Origin of the sequence: Streptococcus halotolerans, assembly GCF_001598035.1 — a bacterium.
Classification (GTDB): domain Bacteria; phylum Bacillota; class Bacilli; order Lactobacillales; family Streptococcaceae; genus Streptococcus; species Streptococcus halotolerans.
Genome location: NZ_CP014835.1, coordinates 1,490,041 through 1,507,432, shown reverse-complemented (window position 1 = coordinate 1,507,432; position 17,392 = coordinate 1,490,041). Strand labels below are relative to the sequence as shown.

The 17,392-nt window shown below is 39.2% G+C and carries 14 protein-coding genes and 1 pseudogene; 14 read left to right on the top strand and 1 reads right to left on the bottom strand.

The window, feature by feature from the left end; all coding sequences use genetic code 11:
* Nucleotides 1–148: 148 nt before the first annotated feature.
* The 14 genes and pseudogenes from A2G56_RS06860 (at nt 149) to A2G56_RS06800 (ending at nt 16,457) form a co-directional block, all read left to right on the top strand.
* A complete protein-coding gene (locus A2G56_RS06860; protein WP_082785123.1) occupies nt 149–1,432 on the top strand; it encodes a LysM peptidoglycan-binding domain-containing protein in 1,284 nt (427 codons plus the stop codon).
* A 192-nt stretch (nt 1,433–1,624) separates the two neighbouring features.
* Nucleotides 1,625–1,795 (top strand): annotated as a pseudogene (locus A2G56_RS10475) (5-(carboxyamino)imidazole ribonucleotide synthase); the annotation flags it as partial.
* Between the two features lie 837 nt (nt 1,796–2,632).
* Nucleotides 2,633–3,925 (top strand): adenylosuccinate lyase, encoded by a 1,293-nt coding sequence (gene purB / locus A2G56_RS06855; protein WP_062712515.1) that lies wholly within the window; start codon nt 2,633–2,635, stop codon nt 3,923–3,925.
* A 105-nt stretch (nt 3,926–4,030) separates the two neighbouring features.
* On the top strand, nt 4,031–4,939 hold the full coding sequence (locus tag A2G56_RS06850; RefSeq protein ID WP_062710704.1) for a helix-turn-helix domain-containing protein: 909 nt from the start codon (nt 4,031–4,033) through the stop codon (nt 4,937–4,939).
* A gap of 313 nt (nt 4,940–5,252) precedes the next feature.
* Nucleotides 5,253–5,675 carry a low molecular weight protein-tyrosine-phosphatase gene (locus A2G56_RS06845; protein WP_062710702.1) on the top strand — a complete coding sequence of 141 codons (423 nt, stop codon included), beginning with the start codon at nt 5,253–5,255 and terminating at the stop codon, nt 5,673–5,675.
* A gap of 16 nt (nt 5,676–5,691) precedes the next feature.
* Entirely contained in the window at nt 5,692–6,093 is a 402-nt protein-coding gene (locus A2G56_RS06840) for an MORN repeat-containing protein (RefSeq protein WP_062710700.1), read from the top strand.
* The gene (locus A2G56_RS06835; protein WP_062710698.1) at nt 6,090–7,871 is read left to right on the top strand and encodes an acyltransferase family protein; all 1,782 of its coding nucleotides are present in this window, start codon (nt 6,090–6,092) and stop codon (nt 7,869–7,871) included. Before A2G56_RS06840 ends, A2G56_RS06835 begins: the two co-directional genes overlap by 4 nt.
* Before the next feature lie 285 nt (nt 7,872–8,156).
* On the top strand, nt 8,157–8,513 hold the full coding sequence (locus tag A2G56_RS06830) for a GntR family transcriptional regulator (RefSeq protein ID WP_062710696.1): 357 nt from the start codon (nt 8,157–8,159) through the stop codon (nt 8,511–8,513).
* The gene (locus tag A2G56_RS06825) at nt 8,506–9,333 is read left to right on the top strand and encodes an ATP-binding cassette domain-containing protein (protein WP_062710695.1); all 828 of its coding nucleotides are present in this window, start codon (nt 8,506–8,508) and stop codon (nt 9,331–9,333) included. The genes A2G56_RS06830 and A2G56_RS06825 overlap by 8 nt, the downstream gene beginning before the upstream one ends.
* A gap of 2 nt (nt 9,334–9,335) precedes the next feature.
* Nucleotides 9,336–10,001: a hypothetical protein gene (locus tag A2G56_RS06820; RefSeq protein ID WP_062710693.1), complete on the top strand. Its 666-nt coding sequence runs from the start codon at nt 9,336–9,338 to the stop codon at nt 9,999–10,001.
* A 241-nt stretch (nt 10,002–10,242) separates the two neighbouring features.
* Nucleotides 10,243–12,852: a bifunctional acetaldehyde-CoA/alcohol dehydrogenase gene (gene adhE / locus A2G56_RS06815; RefSeq protein ID WP_062710690.1), complete on the top strand. Its 2,610-nt coding sequence runs from the start codon at nt 10,243–10,245 to the stop codon at nt 12,850–12,852.
* A 261-nt stretch (nt 12,853–13,113) separates the two neighbouring features.
* Nucleotides 13,114–14,598: a threonine synthase gene (gene thrC / locus A2G56_RS06810; protein WP_062710687.1), complete on the top strand. Its 1,485-nt coding sequence runs from the start codon at nt 13,114–13,116 to the stop codon at nt 14,596–14,598.
* A 131-nt stretch (nt 14,599–14,729) separates the two neighbouring features.
* The gene (locus A2G56_RS06805; RefSeq protein ID WP_237334395.1) at nt 14,730–15,137 is read left to right on the top strand and encodes a GNAT family N-acetyltransferase; all 408 of its coding nucleotides are present in this window, start codon (nt 14,730–14,732) and stop codon (nt 15,135–15,137) included.
* A gap of 45 nt (nt 15,138–15,182) precedes the next feature.
* On the top strand, nt 15,183–16,457 hold the full coding sequence (locus tag A2G56_RS06800; protein ID WP_062710683.1) for an MATE family efflux transporter: 1,275 nt from the start codon (nt 15,183–15,185) through the stop codon (nt 16,455–16,457).
* Between the two features lie 144 nt (nt 16,458–16,601).
* Here the strand turns inward: A2G56_RS06800 and A2G56_RS06795 are convergent, their stop codons facing one another.
* Nucleotides 16,602–17,036 (bottom strand): helix-turn-helix domain-containing protein, encoded by a 435-nt coding sequence (locus A2G56_RS06795; RefSeq protein ID WP_062710681.1) that lies wholly within the window; start codon nt 17,034–17,036, stop codon nt 16,602–16,604.
* Nucleotides 17,037–17,392: the final 356 nt, after the last annotated feature.

Here is a 17,392-nt window from a genome sequence, read left to right as displayed (position 1 = left end):
ATGACAGGAAAAGGCATTTATGATGACAAATAAGTCTAATATTACAAAGAAGAAACAGTTTCTTTAAAGAACTCCCCAACCACTTTTTCTTTTTCAAATTTATGCTAAGATAGGTAAGGTTATCAAAAAAGAAATAGGTAGTAATAAAATGAACATCTCAAAAAAAATGCTTTTAGCATCAACGATCACCATATCTTTAGCGTCAGGACTAATGGTGCAGGCTGAAGAAATGCCGTGGACACCCCGAAGTGTTGAGCAGATCAAATCAGATATTGTCAAAGCGGGCGAAACAGCAACTTATACAGTTCAATACGGCGACACGTTGAGCACTATCTCAGAGGCCATGGGTATTGATATGAATGTTCTTGCTAATATCAATAATATCGCCAATATTGACTTGATTTTTCCAGAGACAATTTTGACAACAACTACCAATCAATATAAGGAAGTGACCTCTGTTCAAATCCAAACACCTGCTGCACAGGACGGACAAGAAGGCATGAGAGCTGCTGCTGACTTGGTTAAAAATGAAGTTGTTGTGGATGACCAGACGGTCCAAGTGAGCGATTTAACGGCTTCTACAGATGAAGTAAGTAGCCAACCAGCTTCTTCAGAAGTAAGTTCACGTTCTGTGAATACTAGCTCAGAAGCTACGTTAGAATCTGCTGTCGAAAATAATAGGGCAAGCTCTGAAGATACTGATATGGCTGCTACAGCTTCTCTTGAAGCTAGTTCTGAAACATCAGAAGGAAACCCACTTCTCTCGGAAAGTGTGCAAGATAGCGCTACTAGGACATCAGAAGTTAGCTCAGAAGCAAGTTCAGAGACGTCAACATCAACTCAGGCTACTTCAGAAGCGGAAGAATTGCCAACCGTAGCAGAAGTTTCTTCTCAAGTTTTAGAAAAAACTTCGGTCAGTACAGCGACGTCTGAATCTATGGCAACTGTCAGTGAAGCAGTCTCTCAAGTAGTTTCAGCGACAGCAAGTCAATCAGCATCAGAAACCTCAACGACAGCAACTTTGCCAGTTACTGACACAGCAAGCCAAACGGCGACAAGTTTTGCGCAAGCGACATCAAATCCTGCTAATGCAGGACTAAGGCCGCAAGTAGCAGCATACAAGGAAGAAGTTGCCGCCAAATATGGTATTAAATCATTTAGTCTTTATCGAGCAGGCTCAAATGATGATCACGGTAAGGGATTAGCAGTAGATTTTATGGTTCCTGAAAGCTCAGCTTTAGGGGATCAGGTTGCCCAAGATGCTATTAGCAATATGTCTAGTCGTGGTATTTCATATATTATCTGGAAGCAACGTTTTTACTCACCATACAACAGCATTTATGGACCAGCGAATACTTGGAATCCGATGCCAGATCGTGGTGGTGTTACGGCTAATCATTATGACCATGTGCACGTCTCCTTTAATGGTTAGGTATTAGCAGCTAAAGACGGGTGAGTTAATACTAATGTTTAGAAAACTTTAAGCAAGCTTGGCTATAATGTAGATATTCCTAAATAACTTTTTCATAATCTCCGAGAACCACTGGCTATGCCGGTGGTTTTTTGTGAATCGGTAACAGTTTTATTGTTTGATAACGTTTATGAAATAAGGCTTAGAATGTTTTTGTTTCATATCCTTGGGCAAGATGTAACAGCAGCTCAAGCCTACGTCCAAAATAATCCTAGCGCCCACCTCCACCTTTATGGTAAACTAGAAGCGAAGCACAACCGCAAAATGGGACATGTGACTTTGTTTAGTGAAAATCCTGATGAGGTTGAGGAATTTGGCTTCTAATCGTTGAAACAGTTCACTTTACCAATATGAGATTGATTGGCTAATATGGTATTCTAGGTGGATAAGTGGAGATTGGTGAATCATTCACAGATTCGCTTATTCGTAAGATGACAGAAGAAATTGGTTTGACGATTTCTTCTCCATAACTCTGTGGTATCAAGGTGACCAGCGATATGTTGTTTATTTCTACAAAACCAATCCATTCAAAGAAACATTAATTTCTTTGGCGAAAGATCCAGTTCAGTGTAAACAACGAAGGGCCTTCTCAACTTGAAGTTGTCGCTTGCTATGGAAGATATGTTTCGTATTTTGACAGAAGATAATCTTAGTGACGTTTTCTATGATGAAGCTAGAGATTCTTGAGGTTATGATTTGAACTAGGATCATGGAGGCATTAACCTCAGGCAGCAAGTTTGATAAAAAATATGGTTTACTTTTTCCTAAATACAGAGATAAACCAATTTGCTAGTCTTGCGAATTGATCTTGATACATCATCACTTTCGATTTGTCGTACTCAAGTACTACCTATGTCTTGGTTCCTTGTCTGGAAGTTAATTCATTTGACCATAAATCAAAAAGAAACATAGATACTCTTATTCGTTGAGCTAAATACAGGCTACGGACTAGGTAAAAAAGAAAAATGTGACCTAGAGGTAAATGTACTTTTTTTCTAAAACATAATGTCATAATTTCAAAAAAGAAAGGAGTGAGGGTGTTTCCGAGTAGTTAGACTCGGGCTAAAAGCGTCGGAAAAAGATAAACCTTCCTGTGTGCAGACACACAACATCAGTTTTCTATTTTTCTCTCGCTTTTCTAACACCCTCTATATCATAAACATGCTAGAACGTTATTCCCGTCCGGAGATGGCGAACATTTGGAGTGAAGAAAATAAATACCGTGCTTGGCTTGAAGTAGAAATTCTCGCTGACGAGGCTTGGGCTGAGTTGGGTGAGATTCCAAAAGAGGATGTGGTGAAAATTCGTGAGAATGCGGATTTTGACATTGACCGTATTCTTGAAATTGAACAGGAGACACGTCATGATGTAGTGGCTTTCACTCGGGCAGTATCTGAAACCCTTGGTGACGAGCGTAAGTGGGTTCATTATGGTTTGACCTCAACGGATGTGGTGGATACGGCCTATGGTTACCTTTACAAGCAAGCTAATGACATTATCCGCAAGGATCTTGAACATTTCACCAATATCGTGGCTGACAAGGCGCGCGAGCACAAGATGACCATTATGATGGGTCGTACGCACGGTGTTCATGCTGAGCCAACAACTTTTGGTCTCAAATTGGCCACATGGTATAGTGAAATGAAGCGTAACCAAGAGCGTTTCGAACGTGCAGCAGCTGGTGTTGAGGCAGGTAAGATTTCCGGTGCAGTGGGTAATTTTGCCAACATCCCACCATTTGTGGAAGAGTATGTCTGTGGCAAACTTGGTATTCGTCCACAGGAAATTTCAACTCAGGTTCTCCCACGTGACCTTCATGCCGAATATTTTGCGGTGCTAGCTAGCATTGCCACCTCTATCGAGCGCATGGCTACTGAAATCCGTGGACTTCAGAAGTCTGAGCAGCGTGAAGTGGAGGAATTCTTCGCCAAAGGCCAAAAAGGTAGCTCAGCAATGCCTCACAAACGTAACCCGATCGGATCTGAAAACATGACGGGGTTAGCCCGTGTCATCCGCGGCCACATGGTGACAGCTTATGAGAATGTTGCCCTCTGGCACGAGCGTGATATCTCTCACTCGTCAGCAGAGCGTATTATCACGCCAGATACAACTATCCTTATTAACTACATGCTCAATCGTTTTGGCAATATTGTCAAAAACCTAACCGTCTTCCCAGATAATATGCTCCGTAACATGCAGTCAACATTCGGCCTCATTTACAGTCAGCGTGTCATGCTTAAATTGATTGAAAAAGGAATGACGCGTGAAGAAGCTTATGATTTGGTGCAACCAAAAACAGCTCATGCATGGGATAATCAAGTCGATTTTAAACCACTATTAGAAAAAGATGAAAAAATCACTTCTCTCCTAACTCAAGACGAAATCGATGAACTCTTCAATCCAATATACTATACCAAACGTGTAGATGACGTCTTCGAACGTCTCGGATTATAATAAAAAAAGGAACACCGTGACGTTCCTTTTTTATTTGTCTAAATAATGATAAACAGATGAAATAAACATGATATAATATAGAAGAGAAAGAAAGGAGAGAGTTATATGATTATAAATTTTGGGAAACGATTAAAAGAATTAAGGAACGAAAGACTGTTAACTCGTGAAGAATTTTGTATGGATGAGTCAGAACTATCGGTTCGACAATTAGCTCGAATTGAACTTGGACAGTCACTGCCAAATATTAGAACAGCGATGTTTATTGCTGACCGATTAGGTGTTTCACTTCAATTTCTAACGAATGGTGAAAAATTAGAATTACCCAAAGAGTACTTAGAGTTAAAACATCATATCTTACGAGTACCAACTTATTCTGACACCGCTCGAATAGCAATTAAAGAAAAATATTTTGATACCATTTATGAAAATTATTACGATGAACTTCCGGAAGTGGAAAAGTTGGTCATTGATACTTTACAAGCAACACAAGATTCGTTAATAACGGAGAATTTCAACTTTGGAATCAGTATTTTGGGAGATTATTTTGAACAAACTAAGGTAAAAGAAAGATATGATGAGAATGATTTAGTTCTAATAAATTTATATTTAACCTATCTTGATTTAGAAGGTTTTGAAGGTCAGTATTCGGATCCGTTATTTAATAGTCGACTATTTGAAAAACTTGATAGTCAGTCTAAAGAATTTACAGTAGATGAATTGATTGTATTGACACAGGTCTTGATTACAATGTATGCTATCTCTCTGAAAGATGATCAATTGGTAGCTTTAGATGATGTATTAAACTTAATTGATTACACAATGGATAAAACAAAAGATTATAGCAGGTTGCCAATTCAGAAAGTTTTAGAATGGAAGTACCGATTATACGTTGAAGGAAACCAAGAAGATGCGCAGAGTAGTTATGATAAAGCGATGCTTTTTGCTAAAATGACCGATGACAGTTATTTAGAAGAACAGTTAGCAATTGAGTGGAACAAAGATATGCAGAGATGAGTTTATTAAGTAGACTCATCTTTTTTTATGAATACTCCATGACATTTATGACATGTTGATATTTGGTGTTTTAACTTAAAATAAAATCATCACTTAAACATAGGAGTAAAAAATGTATCAAGTTTTAAAAAAAGTAGTTGTTATTAGTATTGTTGTTGGTATTCTTATTGTGTTACAAACTAAGGGAATGTCTCTGATGGCAACAGTTGAGTGGTGGAGATTATAATTATTAATATCGATCCCCCTCCCCAAACATTATTTTTCTGTATTTTCCTGTTTACTTTTCTGTTATAATGTTACTAAGGAGTTTCTTATGAAAAAAGTATGTTTTGTTTGTCTTGGTAATATTTGCCGCAGTCCCATGGCTGAGTTTGTGATGAAGGCTCTTGTCGATGCGAATTGGCAGATCGAGAGTCGTGCGACGTCTTCTTGGGAACATGGTAATCCTATTCACAGAGGAACACAAGCGATTCTTAAAGAAAAAGGCTATACCTATGATCCTTCCAAAACGTCTCAGCAGGTGACTTTAGACGATTTGGCTTATTTTGATGTGATTATTGGTATGGATGAGCAGAATGTGACGGACTTACGTCAGCTTTCTGCAGGACGCTTTGACAACAAAATCCACCTCTTTTGTGACAGTGGTGTGCCAGATCCTTGGTATACAGGTGATTTTGAAGAGACCCATACCCTCATCCGTAAAGGCTGCCAAACTTGGTTGGAAGAATTATCCTAAACGAGGAAAGAACACTATGAAACAGCTCATCGAAGATATTAAAAAAATAAAATTGACAAGAGCGACGATTGAACTTGTAACCGTTGCCTTTATTATTATCCTAGGTCTAAGTGTCTTTTTGATCCCTCTAAAACACAAGGGAACTTTGACGTATGATAATCATAGAATCATTTATAATGGCGATGTCGCTAATAACCGAATGAATGGACAAGGGAAGCTAACCTACGATAATGGGGATAGTTACCAAGGTCAATTTAAAAATGGTGTCTTTAATGGACAAGGCACCTATACGGCGGCTAAAGGTTGGTCTTATTCGGGCGAGTTTAAAAAAGGGCAGGCAGATGGCCAAGGCGCTTTGAAAACAAGTTCTGGCAAGACTTACAAAGGGGAATTTAAGCAAGGAATTTATCAAAAATGAGAATAAAATGGTTTTCGCTAGTTCGAGTGACTGGCCTCTTATTAGTTCTTTTGTACCACTTCTTTAAAGTGCAATTTCCAGGTGGTTTTATTGGGGTTGATGTCTTTTTTACCTTCTCTGGTTTCTTAATCACAGCCTTAGTCATTGACGAATACAGCCGGTCAGAAGCCTTTGATATCATTGGTTTTTTAAAACGTCGTTTCTATCGTATCGTCCCTCCTTTGGTATTAATGGTCTTAGTAACGATTCCTTTTACGTTTTTAGTCAAGTCAGATTTTGTCGCTGATATTGGTAAACAAGTAGCAGCAGCACTTGGTTTTACGACTAATTTCTACGAGATTTTTACAGGTAGCAGTTACGAAAGTCAGTTTATCCCTCATCTTTTTGTCCATACTTGGAGTCTGGCTATTGAAGTGCATTTCTATATTCTCTGGGCCTTGATAATCTGGTTGCTTTCAAAGCGTAATCTGACACCAATTAAGTTCAGAGGGATGATTTTCATGGTTTCATCAGTCCTTTTGGGACTGGGATTTTTGAGTATGTTCATCAGAGCTTTCTTCACAGATAACCTGTCGCTAATTTACTACTCGACCATTAGTCATAGTTTTGCTTTTTATCTAGGAGCAATCTTTGCAACCATATCTGGAATTTCAGAAGTTACCCATCGTTTCAAACGAAACAGCCAACTCTGGTCACTTAACCGTGTTGTCGCCTATATGGCGAGTAGTTTTTTGCTTTTGTTACTGCTAACTTTTGCACTGGATTTCAATAATATCTTAACCTTCCTTTTTGGTTTTATTTTGGCAACTCTTTTTGCCTCAACAATGATTTACGCAGCTCGTATCTTACATGAAAAGACTCCAAATGCCAAAGAACCAGTGGTCATTACCTTCTTTGCGGATATTAGTTACGGACTTTACCTATTTCACTGGCCCTTCTATGTGATTTTTAGCCAACTTGTTCCTAACTGGCTGGCAGTCACTCTAACCATGTTTTTCTCTATTCTTTTTTCGACCCTCTCTTTCTATATTTTGGAGCCATTTATTGCTGGGAAAATTCCTCATATCCTCGGTTTAGAAATAGACTTGAAACCCTACTGGAAAACCTTGGTTGGAATAGGTACATTCTTATCGTTTGTGCTGGTCATTGTTAGTGCTACAGCACCGAAAGTTGGTCAATTTGAATCAGAGCTTTTGGTCAATTCTCTTAAACAATCACAAACTAGCTTGACGCGATCCTACATGGTCACTGCGGGAGACGTCGATGCTCTGAGTGATGTCACGGTCATTGGAGACTCTGTTGCTCTTCGTTCACAGAACGCCTTTAAGGAAATAATGCCTAAGGTACAGCTGGATGCTGCTGTCAGCCGAAACTTTGAAGATGCTTTTGCCATCTTTGAAAATCAGGCGAAAACTGGCACCATGTCAAGTACAGTCGTCATCGCTGTTGGTGTGAATTCAACAGCTGGCTACGAAGCTGAAACTCAGAGATACATCAAGGCCCTACCGAAAGGACACCGTTTAGTCTTTGTAACACCATATAATGCTAAAGCAATGGGAGATGTTAAAGCCCTGAGAGACTATGAGTTGAAGTTGGCCAAAAAATATAAATACGTTGAAGTTGCGGATTGGTACAAGGCAGCCATTAACCACCCAGAAATCTGGGGTAACACTGATGGTGTTCACTATTCAGATACCAGTACAGCAGGTGCCAACCTCTACGTTAAAACGGTTCAAAAAGCCATTGCAAAAGTAGCTAAGCAACCTGCTAAAAAATAAAACTTATGAACAATGTCAATCTAGGAACTTTTCTACTTTGACATTGTTTTTTCTTTTGTTTAAAAATACTAATCACTCAAAAATAGACTGTTTGAACCCTAAGAGTTACCCTTTCAGATAAGTGCATTGAGATATGATTCCGCGGTTTGACGTTAGTGATAATTTTTGAAGAAGAGACTTGTCATTTTTTTAGTTTTGGTTTATACTAAAAATATATGTTAGTTAGTTGAGTAATTAACTACAAAAGTAATTGGCTATTGAAGATAAAAGAAAGTAGGTGTAGATGTGAATGAATCGGTTCCTATTTACATGCAGATCTCACAAATGATCGAAGATGAGATTTTGAGTGGGCATTTCAAGGTTGATGATAAGGTTCCATCGACCAATGAATTTGCCAAAATGATGCAGGTCAATCCCGCAACGGCAGGTAAGGGATTAAAGGACCTAGTGGACCAGGGCATTTTATATAAGAAAAGGGGGGTGGGCATGTATGTCACCACAGAGGCGAGGGATTTGATTATCGCCAAGAGACAGCAAGCTTTCAGTCAGCAGATGCTTCCAGCCTTTTTACAGGAAGCTAAGCGATTGGATATTTCACTAGATCGCCTAATAGAGATGATTAAGGAGGAGAAGGATGCTTAATTTAGAGAAGGTCACCAAAAAGTATGGTCGAAAAGTTGTTTTGCAAAACATTGATTTAGATTTTAAAGATCAATCAGGTGTTTATGGTTTGCTTGGTCGAAATGGTGTGGGAAAGACGACCATGATGAAGATCATCAACGATATGATTGCATCATACGATGGCCGTATTAGTACCAGTTTTGACTTAGCTCATATTGTCTTTGTTACGAGTGCTGTGGCTGACAATAATACCATCTTCCAAGGAAAGATAACCAACTTACTGCGCTATTATGCGAGCATGTATCCTAAGTTTGATAGTGACTATGCTACGGATCTCCTGGCACAGTTCAAGCTTAATCCCAAACTTAAAATCAAAAAATTATCAACCGGTAACAAGACATTAGTCTACAATATCTTAGGACTTGCGACTCGTGAAACAGTAACAGTTTTTGATGAACCAACCAATGGCTTAGACTCTGTAAACCGTCAGAAATTCTTTGATATTATGTTAGAGGATTATGCTCAGTATCCGCGTCTCATTATCTTATCTACCCATCTCATCCAAGAAGTCGAAAACTACTTATCGCATGTCATCATGCTTAAAGATACTTCGTTAATAATGGATGACGATATTGAAGACATTCAAAAAAGAGCAGTCCGCATTAGTAATGCAAGTCTTCCTAATAAACGTGTCATTCACCAGCGTCAGTTAGGCAGTATGACAGAAAATTATCTCTTTGATACGGTTACTGAAGAGGATATTCAAGAAGTAACTGGTCAAGGTGGAAAAGTGGATTATTATGACTTACAGACACTCTTTAATTACTTGGTGGAGGACTAATTATGAAACGAACATTAACATTAAGGGGAATGCAACTCCTAGACCATTTAAAAATAGCAGCGTTGATTATGCTTGTTTTTGGTCTTATCGTAACTGTCTTTGCTGGTCTAACCTTATTTGTTGGCGATAATAGCTCGTTTAATATGGAAAATATTAGCTGGCTAAATGGCAGCATGTGGCTTATTTCGAGTATTTTGACAATTTGGTTAATCATCATCTTACTTGCTGATGGTATGATGGACTTTGACTCAACCTTGAGATTTGGCAATAAACGTAAGAACTACTTCATCATTAATTTCTTTGCTTACGCTATAATGATTGCAGTAGCGACCCTCTTTTCATTAATATCAAAAAGTGAGCAGTTACCATCAGGGCAAACTTTTTTGTCAGAGTTCTGGGGAAATTTTGCTGGCTGTTTTATCATAGCTATCCTTGGTTTTGCTATTTACAAATGGGGATGGAAGGTTCTCCTCGTTCTCTTCGCCATTTATGTTTTAGGCGGAATAGGTTTGGCAACCCTTGGCTTAGTGTTGCATGATAGTGTGCCAAGAATATTTGAGGCGCTGTCACAACTGCCAGAATTTGCTTACAAAGGTATTGGGGCTCTGGCATTGTTAGCAGTTATTTCCGTGTATTACTGGATTATTGCTAAAATTGAAGTTAAATAACGACCATTAATCACAACTCTTTCTAATAAGTATTAGGAAGGGTTTGTTTTTAAATTATTTTAAAGCGTTAAATCCTTGCTATGAAAGCATTTTTGGGACATAAATTGAGGAACACAAAAAAAAGTTTGAAAAAAAGTTCACAAAACTCTTTACAAGATGTTTATTTGTGATATAATTAACACATAAAAATAATTGTGAAACATTTAACAATAAAAAGTTAATGTCTTTAAAGGAGTCTATTATGGTGACTAAAACAACTGAAGTAACAGAAACAGCTCAAGTGACTGACACTCAAGCGATGATTGATCGTTTGGCAGACCAAGCGGTTGTAGCCTTAGATGCTATGGCTGATTTCACACAAGAACAAGTAGACCATATTGTTCATCAAGCTGCGATTGCTGCACTTGATAAACACATGCTTTTAGCCAAAATGGCTGTTGATGAAACAGGTCGTGGTGTATATGAAGATAAAGCGATTAAAAACATGTACGCTTCAGAATACATCTGGAACTCTATTAAAGATAATAAAACGGTTGGCGTCATCGCAGAAGATAAGGAAGCGGGTCTCATTTCGATTGCTGAACCTGTTGGTGTTATCTGCGGAGTGACACCTACAACAAACCCAACCTCAACAACAATCTTTAAAGCCTTAATTGCTTTGAAAACTCGTAACCCAATCGTCTTTGCTTTCCACCCATCAGCTCAACAATCTTCAGCAGAGGCAGCACGTATCGTTCGTGATGCAGCCATCGAAGCTGGAGCACCTGAAAACTGTGTTCAATGGATTGATCAACCTTCTATTGAAGCAACAGGACTTTTGATGAATCATCCTAAAGTAGCAACTGTGCTTGCAACTGGTGGACCTGGCATGGTTAAAGCAGCTTACTCAACAGGTAAACCTGCTCTTGGGGTTGGTGCAGGTAATGTACCAAGTTACATCGCAGCTGATGCTAAAATTAAGCGTGCTGTTAATGATATTATCGTTTCAAAATCATTTGATAACGGTATGATTTGCGCCTCAGAGCAAGCAGCTATCGTTGATGAAGACGTTTACGATGAAGTTAAAGCTGAATTTGAAGCCCATCAATGTGTGGTCATTTCTAAGAAATCAGATCTTGAAAAACTGGAAGCAGCTGTCCTTAACGAAGCTAAAACAGCTGTCAATGCTAAAATTGTTGGTAAGTCAGCTGAAGAAATTGCCAAATTAGCCGGTCTTAAAGTGCCAAAAGGAACTAAAATCCTGCTTGCAGAAATCAAAGATGCTGGACCAGATTACCCATTGTCACGTGAAAAATTGTCACCAGTCCTTGCACTTATCAAATCAAAAGGTGTTAAAGATGGATTTGCCAAAGCTGAAGCAATGCTTGATTTAGGTGGACTTGGTCACACAGCGGTTATCCATACCGAAGACGAAGACCTTCAAATCCAATATGGAATCCGTATGAAAGCTTGCCGTGTGCTTGTTAACTCACCATCAGCAGAAGGTGGTATTGGTAACATCTATAATGAAATGATCCCATCATTGACACTAGGATGTGGTTCATATGGACACAACTCAATTTCACACAACGTGGGGGCATTCGACTTGATTAACGTTAAGACATTGGCAAAGCGTCGCAATAACATGCAATGGTTCAAATTGCCACCAAAAGTTTACTTTGAAAAAAACTCAATCACCTACCTTCGTCAAATCAAAGCTGAAAAAGTGATGTTGGTCTGTGACCCAGGGATGGTTCAATTTGGCTATGCGGATCTTGTTCGCAAACAATTGGAACTCAATCCAAATGATCCAAAAATTGAAATTTTCTCAGATGTTGAGCCAAACCCATCAACTAACACAGTTTATAAAGGGCTTGAAATCTTCAATCGTTTCCAACCGGATACTGTCATTGCACTTGGTGGTGGTTCAGCGATGGATGCTGCTAAAGCAATGTGGATGTTCTTTGAAAATCCAGATGTTAGCTTCTTTGGGGCAAAACAAAAATTCTTAGATATCCGTAAACGTACTTACAAGATTCCTTACGCAGAAAAAACAACGTTTATCTGTGTTCCAACTACATCTGGTACAGGGTCAGAGGTGACACCATTTGCGGTTATTACAGATAGTGATGATCACACAAAATACCCACTTGCTGACTATGCTTTGACACCAGATATCGCTATTGTTGACCCAGCTCTTGTTATGAGTGTGCCATCTAGCGTTACAGCTGATACAGGAATGGACGTCTTGACTCACGCGATCGAATCATACGTGTCAGTTATGGCGAGCGACTACACTCGTGGACTTTCCCTCCAAGCTATTAAATTGGTCTTTGAAAACCTTGAAACATCTGTTAAAAAAGCAACAGAAGAATCACGCGAAAAAATGCATAATGCGTCAACAATGGCTGGTATGGCCTTTGCGAATGCCTTCCTAGGTATTTGTCACTCAATCGCTCACAAAGTTGGTGGTGAATGGGGAATTCCTCACGGACGTACCAATGCTATCTTGTTGCCACACATTATCCGTTACAATGCCAAAGATCCTCAAAAACATGCGATGTTCCCTAAATATGACTTCTTCCGTGCGGAAAAAGACTATGCTGACATTGCACGCTTTATGGGATTTGAGGGTAAAAATGACGCTGAGTTAGCTGAAGAACTTGCTCGTCGTGTTTATAAACTTGGTAAAGCTGTAGGCATTGATATGAACTGGAAAGCACAAGGCGTTACAAAAGAGCAATTGAAAGCTGATGCAGATCGTTTAGCTGAAAAAGCATACGAAGACCAATGTACAACAGCTAATCCAAAAGAACCACTTATCTCTGAACTTAAAGAAATTATCGAAATTGCTTACGATTACAAAGATTAAGGAATAAGGAGAGATAAGACATGTCCGAAAAAGTTTACGGTTGCCTTGCAGCCATCTGGGTGACATTATCTGGTAAACATTTCCAATAAAAAATAATTCCAAAAACGTGCCATCTGGTACGTTTTTTGAATACAAAGATTATCAAACGTCCTATAACTTGCTATAATGATGATAGCGAAGAGTGGTTTATGAAAAGAGAAGTTTTCAGAAAATTATGTTAAAATAGGTGACAATGACAAAAAAAGATAACTGAGGAACATTATGACATTAATCTATCAATCTACACGTGATGATAAAAATCAAGTCAGCGCTAGTCAAGCTATTTTACAGGGGTTAGCGGCTGATGGAGGGCTATTTACGCCTTTGGAAATGCCAAAAATTGAGTTGGATTTTGATCGTTTAAAAAAAGCCTCTTATCAAGAAGTGGCTAAACTGGTTTTATCAGCTTTTTTAGAGGATTTTACATCAGAAGAGCTGGATTATTGTATCACCAATGCCTACGATGATAAATTTGACACAAGGACAATTGCTCCCATAGTTAAACTTGACAATCACTATAATCTTGAGCTTTTCCACGGATCGACCATCGCTTTTAAGGACATGGCCTTGTCTATCTTGCCTTACCTCTTGACGACATCGGCTAAAAAGCAAGGTGTGGACAATAAAATTGTCATTTTAACCGCTACATCGGGAGATACTGGCAAAGCAGCTATGGCAGGTTTTGCGGATGTTCCGGGAACTGAAATCATCGTTTTTTATCCTAAAAATGGTGTTAGCAAGATTCAAGAATTGCAGATGACAACTCAAAAAGGGGACAACACTCACGTTATAGCGATTGATGGAAATTTTGATGATGCTCAAACAGAAGTCAAACGCATGTTTAATGACGCTGACTTGCGTGCCCGTCTGTTAGAAGAAAATATTCAATTGTCATCAGCTAACTCCATGAACATTGGTCGCTTGGTTCCACAGATTGTTTATTACGTGTATGCTTACGCTCAGTTGGTAAAAACGGGTGACATTGCTAAAGGACAAGCTATCAACGTTACGGTTCCAACAGGTAATTTTGGTAATATCCTAGCAGCCTATTATGCGCGTGAGATTGGTGTGCCGATTGCCAAGTTGATTTGTGCTTCAAATGAAAACAAGGTGCTAACAGATTTCTTCCAAACAGGAACTTACGATAAAAAACGTGTTTTTAAGGTAACTAGCAGCCCATCGATGGATATCCTAGTCTCATCAAATCTGGAACGCTTGATTTTTCATTTAGTTGGAAATGATGCGAGAAAAACAAAAGACCTCATGGAAAACTTGACGTCCAAAGGGGAGTATCACCTTGAGAATATTGACCAAGCTATCCTCAATCTTTTCGAGGCAGGCTATGCGTCAGAAGCTGATACTGAAGTAGAAATCCAAAAAGTTTATCAAGAAAACAACTATATTGAGGATCCTCATACAGCGGTGGCCTCTGCTGTTTATCGAGCATATCGCAATAGAACAAATGATGAAGCACCAACAGTTCTTGCTTCAACCGCTAGTCCTTATAAATTCCCGAAGGTTGCTGTTAAGGCGGTGACAGGAGAGGATTCGGGTGACGATTTTGCAGCGGTTGACCAGCTACATCAGTTATCAGGAGTGATGGTACCGGAAGCTGTACGCGATTTACAGATGATGCCTGTCCGTCACAAGACAGTTGTTGCGACATCGGATATGCAAAAAGCTGTAGAGAACTATCTAGGAGTATAATCTGATGTCAATCTTAGTGGAATTGGCAAAATACCCTGTTCTTGAGACTGAGCGGCTCTTATTGAGACCCATGACTAAAGATGATTTGGAGGATTACTACGCCTTCACTTCGGATGACAAGAATCTACACTATGCTTTTTTCATACCATTTTATAGAAGAAAGTTGGCAAGGACTGGTTCTTTATAACCTCAAAGAGCCCATCGGAAAGTGTGGCATTGTTGAAAAATCGTCTAATTATTTGCTTGGTAATATCCATTTTAAAGAAACCGACCGAGATGATACTTTAGAAATCGGTTATACGCTACACCAAGATTATGCGGGACAGGGCTATATGACAGAGGCTGCCCATGCGTTGAAGCATTTGGCTATGGCATTGCCAGGCATTAATTACCTGACAGCCGTTACAGATCATCGTAACATGGCTAGCAAATCCGTTTTAGAAAAAATCGGAATGACACTGGTTGAGCACTATCCAGATAAGAGTTTGAGAGGCAAAGACATTGTTTCAGATAGTTACCAGATGAGAGTTAAAGACTGAGATGACTCGGTCTTTTCTTCTATTAATAAATGTTAAAATAATACCATGAAAGAAAAAAGACAATTATTACGAATTGCCCTTCCAGCCATGGCAGAGCAATTTTTACAAATGTTAATGGGCTTCGTTGACAACTACTTGGTAGCGCAACTAGGTCTTATCGCCGTATCAGGTGTTTCTATTGCCAATAACATCATCGCTATCTATCAAGCTCTTTTTATCGCACTGGGTGCGGCAGTTTCTAGCGTTCTATCACGTTATTTAGCCCAAAAGAGGCTAGATCAAGCCCATCAAAGTATGTCCGATGCGCTCTTTTTGACTAGTCTTATTAGTCTTGTCTTGGGCCTAGTGTCTATTGTAGGAAACGTTTGGTTTCTTAAGTTACTAGGGACCTCCCTTCTAGTTGCACGAGAAGGTGGACTTTATTTCGCAGTGGTTGGAGGAGGAATTGCTAGTTTAGGCTTGTTGACGAGCATGGGAGCCATCGTTCGTGTTCAGGGCTACACAAAACTACCAATGAAAATTAGCCTTCTGACTAACCTTCTAAATGCCCTCTTATCAGCTCTATCCATTTATGTCTTTCATCTGGGGATTGTCGGGGTTGCTGTTTCGACGGTTTTAGCCAGAACAGTAGGGACAGGTCTACTGATGAAGAAACTTCCTACAAAAGAGATTATCAACCACCTTCGCTGGAAAATTGATAAAAAATTAATTCAAATAGTTATCCCAGCAGCTGGAGAACGGCTCATGATGCGCGCTGGTGATGTTGTCATTATTGCCATCGTTGTTGCGTTTGGAGCAGAAGTGGTTGCAGGAAATGCGATTGGTGAAATTGTGACGCAATTTAACTATCTTCCAGCCATGGCCATCTCTGTGGCGACGGTCATTGAAGTCGCTACGTACGCTACTGACAATCCTCGTCAAGTTAGAGAAGTCGTTAAAATCAGTTTTTGGCTATCGACAGTCATGATGTATGGATTAGCAGGTGCTATTTTTCTTCTAAAAACCCCATTAATAGCCCTTTTCTTAGAAGATAATCAAGCTATTCAAGCCAGTTACACAGTTATTTTATTCTCCTTGATGGGAGTCCCTGCTACTGCAGGGACATTAGTTATGACAGCAACTTGGCAAGGTTTGGGAAATGCTAAATTACCATTTTATGCGACAAGTTTGGGCATGTGGTGCATTCGAATAGGATTAGGTTATGTTCTAGGAATAAGTTTAAATCTCGGTTTAAATGGCGTCTGGTTGGCAACTGTTTTAGACAATTTGTTCAGATGGGTATTTTTAACTTACTTATATAAGAAAGAAAAGACTTGTTGAAGCAGGTCTTTTGATCATTTTGAAGGAAAAAGTAGGTTACGCTAAATGTTAACACTAAGTTAGCCACTTGTTAAAAAGTGGTTAGGAGATAAGTCTTCAAGCGTCTTTTCGGATAGTTATTTAACACTCAACCAAAATCAAAAACTAACTTTCTGTAACCATTGTCTGTTGACGATATTTTTTAAAATTGACCGTTCTAATCCTTGAATCACTTCTTGTAGCCTGTTTCCCAACACGCTCTTGATAAGCTTGATAAAGAGAGTTGATTGTCACGAATTCACCAGTTAATGACGCTGTTAGCTGCTCGTTTAAAAAAGCTTCCTCTTCCTCATGAGTCAGATACTGGTGATGTCGACCACCACGTGTTTTTTTAAGGAGAGCTGAAATGCCTTCCGCTTCGTATTTGCGCGTTAAGCTCCAAATAGCATACTTTGAAAAGCCAATAAGAGTGGTGATTTCTTTATAAGTGAGACCTTCTGCCTTAAATAGCACCACTTGAAGGCGTCTATGGAATTGTGAGAACGCTTGATCTTTCAAGTAAGTTTTTAATTCATTGATTTGTGTTGTCGATAGTTTCATAGTCCTATTATAAGTTGTTTTTTGATTTTGGTTGAGTATAAGTCATTTTCAATAAATACAATCTGTTGCTGGATCCCCTTTAGGATAACTTTTGGCAGTCAGCGGCTGATGAGTCGGTTGTGTTTTTCATTTGTTCCGCGTTCCCAAGAAGCATTAGGGTAGCATAGTAAATAAGTTCAGCGTCAAATACATCAGATAAGCGCCTGAACTCAGTTCTCTTATCTGTGTAATTGATTTGATAGGGTGCTCTGATAGAGCTTGATTAACGAATCGATGTCCTAGGAATTAGTCTGACTGTTTTATCGCTTGTTTTATGCTCTCTTAAAGTTAGTAGACAGAGGTTCTTCGCGCGTGTT

Bases quoted from the DNA above. Each gene is read 5' to 3' on its own strand.
- A2G56_RS06860 (WP_082785123.1), top strand. From the start codon at position 149: ATGAACATCTCAAAAAAAATGCTTTTAGCATCAACGATCACCATATCT.
- purB (WP_062712515.1), top strand. From the start codon at position 2,633: ATGCTAGAACGTTATTCCCGTCCGGAGATGGCGAACATTTGGAGTGAA.
- A2G56_RS06850 (WP_062710704.1), top strand. From the start codon at position 4,031: ATGATTATAAATTTTGGGAAACGATTAAAAGAATTAAGGAACGAAAGA.
- A2G56_RS06845 (WP_062710702.1), top strand. From the start codon at position 5,253: ATGAAAAAAGTATGTTTTGTTTGTCTTGGTAATATTTGCCGCAGTCCC.
- A2G56_RS06840 (WP_062710700.1), top strand. From the start codon at position 5,692: ATGAAACAGCTCATCGAAGATATTAAAAAAATAAAATTGACAAGAGCG.
- A2G56_RS06835 (WP_062710698.1), top strand. From the start codon at position 6,090: ATGAGAATAAAATGGTTTTCGCTAGTTCGAGTGACTGGCCTCTTATTA.
- A2G56_RS06825 (WP_062710695.1), top strand. From the start codon at position 8,506: ATGCTTAATTTAGAGAAGGTCACCAAAAAGTATGGTCGAAAAGTTGTT.
- A2G56_RS06820 (WP_062710693.1), top strand. From the start codon at position 9,336: ATGAAACGAACATTAACATTAAGGGGAATGCAACTCCTAGACCATTTA.
- adhE (WP_062710690.1), top strand. From the start codon at position 10,243: ATGGTGACTAAAACAACTGAAGTAACAGAAACAGCTCAAGTGACTGAC.
- thrC (WP_062710687.1), top strand. From the start codon at position 13,114: ATGACATTAATCTATCAATCTACACGTGATGATAAAAATCAAGTCAGC.
- A2G56_RS06805 (WP_237334395.1), top strand. From the start codon at position 14,730: ATGCTTTTTTCATACCATTTTATAGAAGAAAGTTGGCAAGGACTGGTT.
- A2G56_RS06800 (WP_062710683.1), top strand. From the start codon at position 15,183: ATGAAAGAAAAAAGACAATTATTACGAATTGCCCTTCCAGCCATGGCA.
- A2G56_RS06795 (WP_062710681.1), bottom strand. From the start codon at position 17,036: ATGAAACTATCGACAACACAAATCAATGAATTAAAAACTTACTTGAAA.